The sequence below is a fragment of the Amycolatopsis sp. NPDC051102 genome, from assembly GCF_040682815.1.
Taxonomy (GTDB): domain Bacteria; phylum Actinomycetota; class Actinomycetes; order Mycobacteriales; family Pseudonocardiaceae; genus Amycolatopsis.
Window position 1 is genome coordinate 178,575 of the sequence record NZ_JBFBBT010000018.1, and the last position, 9,693, is coordinate 188,267.

9 protein-coding genes are annotated in these 9,693 nt (G+C 70.9%); 8 read left to right on the forward strand and 1 reads right to left on the reverse strand.

All coding sequences use genetic code 11. The features are described from left to right. The first annotated feature begins 24 nt into the window (after positions 1–24). The 3 genes from AB0M93_RS36350 to AB0M93_RS36360 are packed head-to-tail and all read left to right on the forward strand — an operon-like array spanning position 25 to position 4,288. Positions 25–1,089, forward strand: a complete 1,065-nt coding sequence (locus AB0M93_RS36350; RefSeq protein ID WP_364282496.1) for a ricin-type beta-trefoil lectin domain protein — start codon at positions 25–27, stop codon at positions 1,087–1,089. Beyond that, positions 1,086–2,939 (forward strand): ricin-type beta-trefoil lectin domain protein, encoded by a 1,854-nt coding sequence (locus AB0M93_RS36355; protein ID WP_364282498.1) that lies wholly within the window; start codon positions 1,086–1,088, stop codon positions 2,937–2,939. The genes AB0M93_RS36350 and AB0M93_RS36355 overlap by 4 nt, the downstream gene beginning before the upstream one ends. After that, positions 2,936–4,288 carry a ricin-type beta-trefoil lectin domain protein gene (locus AB0M93_RS36360; protein WP_364282501.1) on the forward strand — a complete coding sequence of 451 codons (1,353 nt, stop codon included), beginning with the start codon at positions 2,936–2,938 and terminating at the stop codon, positions 4,286–4,288. Before AB0M93_RS36355 ends, AB0M93_RS36360 begins: the two co-directional genes overlap by 4 nt. Before the next feature lie 221 nt (positions 4,289–4,509). Here AB0M93_RS36360 and AB0M93_RS36365 read toward each other — a convergent pair whose 3' ends face one another. After that, positions 4,510–5,235, reverse strand: coding sequence for a GntR family transcriptional regulator (locus AB0M93_RS36365; protein WP_364282541.1), 726 nt, complete (start codon positions 5,233–5,235; stop codon positions 4,510–4,512). Positions 5,236–5,351: 116 nt separating this feature from the next. Between AB0M93_RS36365 and AB0M93_RS36370 the strand changes: the two genes are divergently transcribed. The 5 genes from AB0M93_RS36370 to AB0M93_RS36390 are packed head-to-tail and all read left to right on the forward strand — an operon-like array spanning position 5,352 to position 9,600. Further along, on the forward strand, positions 5,352–6,596 hold the full coding sequence (locus tag AB0M93_RS36370) for an MFS transporter (protein WP_364282504.1): 1,245 nt from the start codon (positions 5,352–5,354) through the stop codon (positions 6,594–6,596). 14 nt (positions 6,597–6,610) lie between these two features. After that, entirely contained in the window at positions 6,611–7,405 is a 795-nt protein-coding gene (locus AB0M93_RS36375; protein ID WP_364282507.1) for a putative hydro-lyase, read from the forward strand. 1 nt (position 7,406) lies between these two features. Further along, positions 7,407–8,159, forward strand: coding sequence for a 5-oxoprolinase subunit PxpA (locus AB0M93_RS36380; protein WP_364282509.1), 753 nt, complete (start codon positions 7,407–7,409; stop codon positions 8,157–8,159). Continuing rightward, complete coding sequence (locus tag AB0M93_RS36385; RefSeq protein WP_364282512.1) at positions 8,156–8,767, forward strand: allophanate hydrolase subunit 1; 612 nt, start codon at positions 8,156–8,158, stop codon at positions 8,765–8,767. Before AB0M93_RS36380 ends, AB0M93_RS36385 begins: the two co-directional genes overlap by 4 nt. Continuing rightward, positions 8,764–9,600 (forward strand): biotin-dependent carboxyltransferase family protein, encoded by an 837-nt coding sequence (locus AB0M93_RS36390; RefSeq protein WP_364282515.1) that lies wholly within the window; start codon positions 8,764–8,766, stop codon positions 9,598–9,600. The genes AB0M93_RS36385 and AB0M93_RS36390 overlap by 4 nt, the downstream gene beginning before the upstream one ends. Positions 9,601–9,693 lie beyond the last annotated feature (93 nt).

Here is a 9,693-nt window from a genome sequence, read left to right on the forward strand (position 1 = left end):
CCCCGGTCCCCAAGGAGAAACCCAGTGCGGCGAATTCTCGTCGCGCTAATGGGGTGTGCCCTGTTAGCGCTTTCCCTGACCACCGGCTCCGCCCAGGCGGCGGTCAACGCCGGCCCGTCCGCGAGCCAGCTGCTCGCGAAAACCCAGAGCTGTCAACAGATCTCGAACGGCAAGTATTCCTTCGACGAAGGCGGCGCGGCGACCGTGCCCGTCTGCCAGGGCAACGGCGCGGTGTTCTTCACCGCCGACATGGACGTCGACTGCGACGGCGTCCGCACCACGCAGTGCAACGAGAACACCGACTGCTGCTTCTACCCCGACACCGCGTTCCACACCTCCGCCGATCAGCCGCTCAACGCGGCGCAGCTGCCCTACATCGTCCTGCCGCAGCCGACGTCCACCTGGGACTACCGCAACTACGGCATCGACGGCGGCTCGGTCGTGGCGGTGATCTACAACAACCAGGTCACCTACGCCGTGGTCGGTGACACCGGCCCGACGAGCATCATCGGCGAGGCGTCCTACGCGACCGCCGCCAGTCTCGGCATCAACCCCGACCCGAAGAACGGCGGCACCGAAGGCCCGGTGACGTACATCGTGTTCCCGAACACGCACGTCGACCCGATCGAGAACCACGCCAACGCCGTCAGCCTCGGCGAGCAGGTCGCGACGCAGTTCGCGGGCGGCACGACGACCCCGCCCGCCGGGACCGCCGGGCCGATCACCGGCATCGGCGGTAAGTGCGCCGACGTCGCCGGCGCGAACAACGCCAACGGCACCGCCGTCCAGCTCTACGACTGCAACGGCACGAACGCTCAACAGTGGACAGTGGGCAGCGACGGAACCCTGCGGGCACTCGGCAAGTGCCTCGACGTCACCAGCGCGGGCACGGCCAACGGCACGCCGACGCAGCTCTACGACTGCAACGGAAGCAACGCTCAGAAGTGGACGGCGAACGGCTCGAAGAACCTCGTGAACGCCGGTTCCGGCAAGTGCCTCGACGCCACCGGCAACTCCAGCGCCAACGGCACCCGGCTCCAGATCTGGACCTGCGGCACCGGCACGAACCAGAAGTGGACGCTCCCATGAGAAAACTCCTCACCCTGGCGGGCGTGACCGCGCTCGCCGCGGCCACCTTCGCCGCGCCCGCGCAGGCCGCGGGCGAGACGGTCAACGTCTGGCTCACCACCACCAGCGACGCCGGCGGCCGGACGGTCACCCGCGGCCTCCAGCAGCAGACGCCGGTCACGTTCGCCGCGGGCACCGGCACCGGTGGCGTGACCATCAACGTCAACGAAAACACCACCTACCAGCAGTTCGAAGGCGGCGGAGCGTCCTTCACGGACACCGCGGCCTGGCTGATGAACTCCAGCGGCGCGCTGTCGCAGTCCACTCGCGACGACACGATGCGGAAGCTGTTCGACCCGAACAACGGCATCGGGCTGAGCTTCATCCGCAACCCGCTGGGTGCGTCCGACCTGGCCCGCTACAGCTACACCTTCGACGACATGCCGGCCGGCCAGACCGACCCGAACCTGACGCACTTCTCCATCGCCCACGACCAGGCCGACGTGCTGCCGCTGACCAAGCAGGCCCGGCAGCTCAACCCGCAGGTCAAGGTGATGGCGTCGCCGTGGAGCGCGCCGCCGTGGATGAAGGACAACGACAGCTACCTGCTCGGCTGGGTCGAATCGCAGTACTACCCGGCCTACGCCCAGTACTTCGTCAAGTACCTCCAGGCCTACCGGGACGCCGGCGTGCCGATCGACTACGTCTCGATGCAGAACGAGCCGACGTGCTGCTCGAGCTACCCCTCGACCAACTGGAACGGCGCGGGCCTGGCGTACTTCGCGAAGAACAACCTGCTGCCGGCGCTGCAGAACGCCGGACTGCCCACAAAGGTGCTGGCGCTCGACTGGAACTGGGACACCTACGCGTCCTACGGTGCGCCCACGATGGACGACGCGGCGATCCGCAACCACCCCAACTTCGGTGGCGTGGCGTGGCACGGCTACGGCGGTGACATCGCGCAGCAGACGACCGTCCACAACCAGTACCCGAACGTCAACGCCTACTCGACCGAGCACTCCGGCGGCACCTGGATCTCGAACCAGCAGGCCGAAGACATGAACAACATCGTGGACTACACCCGGAACTGGTCGAAGAGCTTCGTCAAGTGGAGCCTCGGCGTCGACCAGAACATGGGCCCGCACAACGGCGGTTGCAGCACCTGCACCGGCCTGATCACCGTCCACAACGGAGACTCGCGCAGCGGGCAGGTCGACTACACCGTCGAGTACTACACGATGGGCCACCTGACGAAGTTCGTGAAGCCGGGCGCGTACCGGATCGACTCGAACGACAGCTCGGCCGTGCGCAACGTCGCCTGGAAGAACCCGGACGGCTCCAAGGCGCTGATCGCGTACAACTCCGGCACGGGCAACCAGAGCGTGCGGGTGAACTGGGGCAACTCGTCGTTCACCTACACGCTGCCCGGCCGCACGTCGGCGACCTTCACCTGGAACGGCACGCAGGGCAACGGCGGCGGCACCGGCAAGACCGGCCCGATCACCGGCCTCGGCGGCAAGTGCATCGACGTCGCCGGCGCGAGCAGCGCCAACGGCACCGCGGTCCAGCTCTACGACTGCAACGGCTCCGGCGCGCAGCAGTGGACCGTCGGCACCGACGGCACCATCCGCGCGCTCGGCAAGTGCCTCGACGTCACCGGACAGTCCACGGCGGACGGTGCGCAGCTCCAGCTCTGGGACTGCGGCGGGACGGCGAACCAGCGGTGGGCGGCCACCGCGGCCAAGGACCTCGTCGGCGCCGGTTCGAACAAGTGCGTCGACGCCACCGGCAGCTCCAGCGCGAACGGGACCCGGTTGCAGATCTGGACCTGCACCGGCGCCGCCAACCAGAAGTGGAACGTGCCCGCATGAAGGTGACAGCAACACTGGGCGCGCTCGCCGCCGCGTCGGCGATGGTGCTCGTGCCGGGCGTCGCGCAGGCGGCGACCGGGCCGATCACCGGCCTCGGCGGCAAGTGCGTCGACGTCGCCGGCGCGAGCAACGCCAACGGCACCGCCGTCCAGCTCTACGACTGCAACGGCACGAACGCTCAACAGTGGACAGTGGGCAGCGACGGTTCCCTGCAGGCGCTCGGCAAGTGCCTGGACGTCACGAGCGCCGGCACCGCGAACGGCACCACCGTCCAGCTCTGGGACTGCAACGGCTCCGGCGCCCAGAAGTGGACGGCGAACGCGGCGAAGAACCTGGTCAACACCGGGTCCGGCAAGTGCCTCGACGCCACCGGCAACTCGAGCGCCAACGGGACGCGGCTGCAGATCTGGACGTGCGCGAGCACGGCCAACCAGCAGTGGACGTTGCCGGGCGGGAACACGACGCCCACGCCGGGCGCGATGGCCGTCGCGCCGTACCTCTACAACGGCTGGGGCGACCCGCCGAACCCGGCGACGATCATGAACGCCACCGGCGTCAAGTGGTTCACGCTGGCGTTCGTCCTGTCCAACGGCTACTGCAACCCGCAGTGGGACGGCGGCCGGGCGCTCACCGGCGGCGTCGACCAGGGCACGATCACCACCGTCCGCGCGGGCGGCGGCGACGTCATCCCGTCGTTCGGCGGCTACTCCGGCAACAAGCTGGAGTCCTCCTGCGGCAGCGCGGGCGAGCTGGCGGCCGCCTACCAAAAGGTGATCAGCGCCTACGGCCTCAAGGCGATCGACATCGACATCGAGGCCGACGCCTACAGCAACCCCACGGTGCAGCAGCGCACGGTCGACGCGTTGAAGACGGTCCGGGCGAACAACCCGGGCATCAAGCTGTACGTCACCTTCGGCACCGGCCAGTCGGGCCCGGACAACAGCCTGGTCAACCGCGCGGCGCAGGCCGGGCTCACGGTCGACGGCTGGGTCATCATGCCGTTCGACTTCGGCGGGGCGGGCCAGAACATGGGCACGCTGACGCAACGGGCGGCCGAGGGCCTCAAGAACGTCGTCAAGAGCGCGTACGGCTATGACGACGACACGGCCTACCGGCACATGGGCATCTCGTCGATGAACGGCATCACCGACAACAGCGAGACGGTGACGCTCGCCGACTTCGACGCGATCCTGGGCTACGCGAACGCGCACCACCTCGCCCGGCTGACGTTCTGGTCGGCGAACCGCGACCGCCCCTGCCCGGGTGCCTACCCGAACAACGACACCTGTTCGGGCGTCTCCCAGCAGGCGTGGGACTTCACGCGGATCTTCGCCCGCTACGCCGGCTGACAGCGGCACCACGATGGCCCGGCCGGGGTTCCGGCCGGGCCATCGTGCGTTTCGGGCTGCCGGGCCGCAACGCCCTGGGGAAGCGGCGACCCGGCAGCGTCGGGTCCCGCCGGCCGCTGGGGGTCTCCGGCGACGGAACCGCCCTCCGAGGTTATCGACCGGGTGTCGCGTCCGGCTCGTGCTCGGGCCGTCCGGCCGTCAAGCCTGCCCGAACGCCCCGCCTACTCCGCCGCCGCGACGGCCGCGCGGGCCGCTTCCGCGCGATCGGCGTACGCGCCCACCAGCTGCTCCTCCGCGTCTTCGAGGTACTTCATCAGCAGCTGCTCCGCGCCCGGGCCGTCGCCGGCCTCGATGCGGTCGAGGATCTCGTGGTTGCGCGGCAGGTAGCGCTCGTGGAAGCGCCGTGGCTCGGCCATGATGTGGAACACCAGCCGCAGTTCGGCGGTCAGCCGTCCGACCAGCTCGTTCACCCGCTCGCTGCCCGACAGCGCGGCCAGCTCCTGGTGGAACCAGACGTTCGCGGTGCCGAGGTCCTTCCAGTTGCCGGTGCGGGCGGCCTCGTCGCCGATTTCGACCTTCTCCTTGATCCGCGCGAAGGACGCCGGCTTGGCCCGCACCCCGCGGACCGCCGCGCACTCGATGATCTTGCGCACCCGGTAGATGTCGACGACGTCCTCGACGCTCGGGATGCGGACGAAGACCCCGCGGTTGAGCTCGTGGGCCAGCAGCCGTTCGTGCGTGAGCAGCCGGAACGCCTCGCGCAGCGTGTTGCGCGAGACGCCGAGGGCGTTGCCGATGTCCTGCTCCGACAGGCGGCCGCCGGGCAGGAAGAAGCCCTCCGCGATGCGGTTGCGGAGCACACCGGCGACCCGTTCGGCCGTGCTCTTGCGCGTGACCAGGCCGCGGTCGGCTTCGAGGCCCGTGGCGCCGCTGTCTTCGATGACCACGATCACCAGGCTACCCGCCACCCGGGGGACGATCCAATTGGCATCTTGTGGAATTGTTCAACAATCCCTACCGTGTGAGGCACGCCACGATGAGAGACACTGGCCAGGAGGTGCCCATGACTGCCACAACCGCTACCGAGGCCCGGCCGTTCGACTGGTTCCGCACGCTCGGGAAACGCGGGCGCCGCGCGTTCGCGGGCGCGTTCGGCGGGTACGGCCTGGACTCGTTCGACTACCAGACCCTCCCGCTCGGCCTGGCCGCGATCACCGCGTACTTCGGCATTTCGAGCGGCGAAGCCGGCCTGCTCGGCACGACGACGCTGGTCGTGTCGGCCATCGGCGGGGTCGGGGCGGGCATGCTGGCCGACCGGATCGGCCGCGTCCGCACCCTGCAGATCACCATTGCGATGTACACGATCTTCACCGTGCTCTGCGGGTTCGCGCCCAACTTCGAGACGCTGCTGATCTTCCGCGCGCTGCAGGGCCTGGGCTTCGGCGGCGAGTGGGCGGCCGGCGCGGCGCTCGTCGCCGAGTACTCGCAGGCCAAGTACCGCGGCCGGACCGTGGCGTTCGTGCAGAGCGCGTGGGCGGTCGGCTGGGGCCTGTCGGTGATCGTCTACACCGTCGTGTTCAGCGTCGCGAGCGACGACCTGGCGTGGCGGATCATGTTCTGGACCGGCGTCCTCCCGGCGCTGCTGGTGCTGTGGGTGCGCAAGAGCGTCAAGGACGCGCCGCGGGCCGAGGAGCGGCTGAAGACCGAACGCCCGAAGGGCACGCTGGCGCAGATCTTCAAGGGCGACCTCCTGCGCACGACGTTCTTCGCGGCCCTGCTGTCCACCGGTGTCCAAGGCGGGTACTACGCCATCAACACCTGGCTGCCGACCTACCTGAAGAAGACGCGCGACCTGACCGTGATCGGCACCGGCGGCTACCTCGCCTTCCTCATCACCGGGGCGTTCGTCGGCTACGTCTGCGGCGGCTACCTCACCGACCTCCTCGGCCGCAAGAAGACCTTCTTGACCTTCGCGGTGCTGTCGGCCGCGCTGATCGTCGCCTACACGCAGATCCCGAAGGGCGCCAACGGGCTCGTGCTGATCCTCGGCTTCCCGCTCGGCTTCGCGATGTCCGCTATCTTCAGCGGCTTCGGCGCGTTCCTCGCCGAGCTGTACCCGACCGCGCTGCGCGGCACCGGGCAAGGCTTCACCTACAACTTCGGCCGGGCCGTCGGGGCGATCTTCCCGGCGATCGTGGGCTTCCTCGGCGCGGGCGGCGCGATCGTCATCGGCGCGGCCGGCTACGCCATCGCCGTGCTCGCCCTGCTCGGCCTCCCGGAGACCCGGGGCATCGAACTCGTCGACTGACTGCGGGGGTAACCATGACCACCTTCGACCAGCCGGCCACCTACACCCCGGCACAGGCGCGCGCGGTGTTCCGCCGCGGCGTCGCCCACCCCACGACGGGCTGGGCCAACGGCTTCACCCAGACCAACCTGATCGCCGTCCCCGAGGACTGGGCCTACGACGTGCTGCTGTTCTGCACCCGCAACCCGCAGCCGTGCCCGCTGCTCGACGTCACCGACCCCGGCGACCCGGCCACCCGGCTCGCCGAGGGCGCGGACCTGCGCACCGACCTGCCGCGCTACCGGATCTGGCAGAACGGCGTGCTGGCCGGGGAGGTGTCCGACGCGACCGGCCTGTGGCGCAGCGACATGGTCGCCTTCTCGATCGGCTGCAGCTTCACCTTCGAGACGGCGCTGGTCGCCGAGGGCGTCCCGCTGCGGCACGTCGACCAGGGACGCAACGTCGCGATGTACGTGACGGACCGGCAGTGCGAGCCCGCCGGGCGGCTGTTCGGGCCGATGGTCGTGTCGATGCGGCAGATCCCGGAGGACCGGGTCGACGACGCCATCCGGATCACCCGGTCCATGCCCGCCGTGCACGGCGCCCCGGTGCACATCGGCGACCCGCGCGCGCTGGGCATCGAGGACCTGGACCGGCCCGACTTCGGCGACCCGGTGGACGCCGAACCCGGGGACGTCCCGGTGTTCTGGGCCTGCGGGGTCACCCCGCAGGCGGCGCTGATGGCGTCGCGGCCGCCTTTTGCGATCACGCACGCGCCGGGGTACATGTTCATCACCGATCGGTACGACAGCGAATACCGGGTGGGGTGAAATGGATCTGAACAGCGACCTCGGCGAGGGCTTCGGCGCCTGGAAGATGGGCGACGACGAAGCCATGCTCGACATCGTGACCAGCGCGAACATCGCGTGCGGCTTCCACGCGGGCGACCCGTCGGTGATGCGGCGGGTGTGCGAGCTGGCCGCCGGGCGCGGAGTCGCGATCGGCGCGCACGTCGGCTACCGCGACCTGGCCGGCTTCGGCCGGCGCGCGCTCGACATCGCCCCGGACGACCTGGCGGACGAGGTGCTCTACCAGATCGGCGCGCTCGACGCGTTCGCCCGCGCGGCGGGCAGCCGCGTGACGTACGTGAAGCCGCACGGCGCGTTGTACAACACCGCGGCGGTGGACGTCGAGCAGGCGGCGGCGATCGTCGACGGCCTCCGCCGGTACGACCCCGAACTGGCCTTGCTCTGCCTGCCGGACTCGGAAATGCAGCGGGAGGCCGAGAAAGCCGGCGTCGTCGCGTACGCGGAGGCGTTCGCGGATCGCGCGTACACCGCCGAAGGCAGGCTCGTGTCGCGCAAGAAGCCGGGCGCGGTCCTGCACGGCGCCGCGGCGGTCGCCGAGCGGGCGGTGGCGATGGCGACCGGCGGCGGTGTCGTGACGGCCGACGGCGGCAAGCTCGACCTGCGCCCGGATTCCCTGTGCGTGCACGGGGACACGCCGGGTGCGGTGGAGCTGGCCCGCCGGATCCGCGACGGCCTGGCCGCCGCGGACGTCTCCCTCACCGCGTTCACCGGATGACCGTCCGGCTGCTGCCGTGCGGGCGGCGCGCGGTGCTGGTGGAGACCGCCGACGTGCTGGGCTACCAGACGGCGTTGTCCCGCCTGGCTCCCGACGGCGTCGAAGAGCTGGTCCCGGCGGCCCGGACGCTGCTGGTCCGCTTCGACCCTGCGGTGACGGACGCGCAACGGCTGGGGGCGCTGCTGCGCCAGGTGTCCCCTGTGGACGGTGCGGTGACGGACGCGGGCGAGGTGGTGATCCCGGTGGTGTACGACGGCGAAGACCTGGCCGACGTCGCCGCGGAGACGGGGCTGAGCGTCGGTTCGCTGATCGCGCGGCACACCGCGGGGAGGTATGTCTCGGCGTTCTGCGGGTTCGCGCCGGGCTTCGCGTACCTGTCGGGGTCGGACCCGGTCCTGCACGTGCCGCGCCGGTCGTCGCCGCGCACGCGGATCCCGGCGGGCTCGGTGGCGATCGCCGGCGAATACAGCGCGGTCTACCCGAGCGCGTCGCCGGGTGGCTGGCGGCTGCTGGGCCGGACCGACGCGCCGGTGTGGGACGTCGAGCGCGACCCGCCGAACCTGCTGCCGCCGGGCACGCGGGTCCGCTTCACGGCGGTGCCGTCGTGAAGCTCGAAGTCGTCCGGCCCGGGTTTTCGACGACGGTGCAGGACCTCGGCCGCCCGGGCCACGCGGCCCTCGGCGTCGGCCGCTCCGGCGCGGCCGACCGCGGGTCGTTCCGGCTGGCCAACCGGCTGGTCGGCAACCCGGAAGGGGCGGCGGCGCTGGAGGTCACGCTCGGCGGGCTGGTGCTGCGCGCGTCGGCCCTCACGACGGTGGCGGTCACCGGCGCGGCCTGCCCGCTGTCGAAGGGCGGCCCGAACGGGCCGATCACGTTGCGGCCCGGGGAGGAGCTGGCGCTGGGCACGGCCACCTCCGGGCTGCGGTGTTACGTCGCGGTGCGCGGCGGGATCGACGTACCGCCGGTGCTCGGCTCCCGCGCGACGGACACGCTCGGAAAGCTGGGCCCGCCGCCGCTGACGGCCGGAATGCTGCTGCCGGTGGGTCCGCCACCACGGGCGTTTCCGGTCGTGGACCTGGCGCCGCGGGCGGCGCTGCCGGCGGATCCGGTGCTGCGCGTGACACCGGGACCGCGTCGCGAATGGTTCACGTCCCCGGACGACCTGCTGTCCACTGTGTACACGGTCTCCCCGGACTCGGACCGCGTCGGCATCCGGTTCACCGGGCCGGCCCTTTCGCGAGCGCGTCACGACGAACTGCCGTCGGAGGCGTGCGTGCCGGGCTCGGTGCAGGTCCCGCCGTCGGGCCGGCCGATCCTGTTCCACGCCGACCACCCGACGACCGGCGGTTACCCGGTGCTCGCGGTCGTCGAGGAGGACGACCTCGACCTGGCGGCCCAGCTGCGGCCAGGCCAGGCAGTGCGCTTCCGGCCGGCGTCGTGAACTGGCGGCCCGCCCCGAGCTGCTCGGCCTCGGCCCGAAAACCGCGTGAGTTCCCCGGTACGGCTCTCTACGGTGGCGGGATGCCCGACGAGC

Bases quoted from the DNA above. Each gene is read 5' to 3' on its own strand.
- AB0M93_RS36375 (WP_364282507.1), top strand. From the start codon at position 6,611: ATGACCACCTTCGACCAGCCGGCCACCTACACCCCGGCACAGGCGCGC.
- AB0M93_RS36360 (WP_364282501.1), top strand. From the start codon at position 2,936: ATGAAGGTGACAGCAACACTGGGCGCGCTCGCCGCCGCGTCGGCGATG.
- AB0M93_RS36380 (WP_364282509.1), top strand. From the start codon at position 7,407: ATGGATCTGAACAGCGACCTCGGCGAGGGCTTCGGCGCCTGGAAGATG.
- AB0M93_RS36385 (WP_364282512.1), top strand. From the start codon at position 8,156: ATGACCGTCCGGCTGCTGCCGTGCGGGCGGCGCGCGGTGCTGGTGGAG.
- AB0M93_RS36355 (WP_364282498.1), top strand. From the start codon at position 1,086: ATGAGAAAACTCCTCACCCTGGCGGGCGTGACCGCGCTCGCCGCGGCC.
- AB0M93_RS36370 (WP_364282504.1), top strand. From the start codon at position 5,352: ATGACTGCCACAACCGCTACCGAGGCCCGGCCGTTCGACTGGTTCCGC.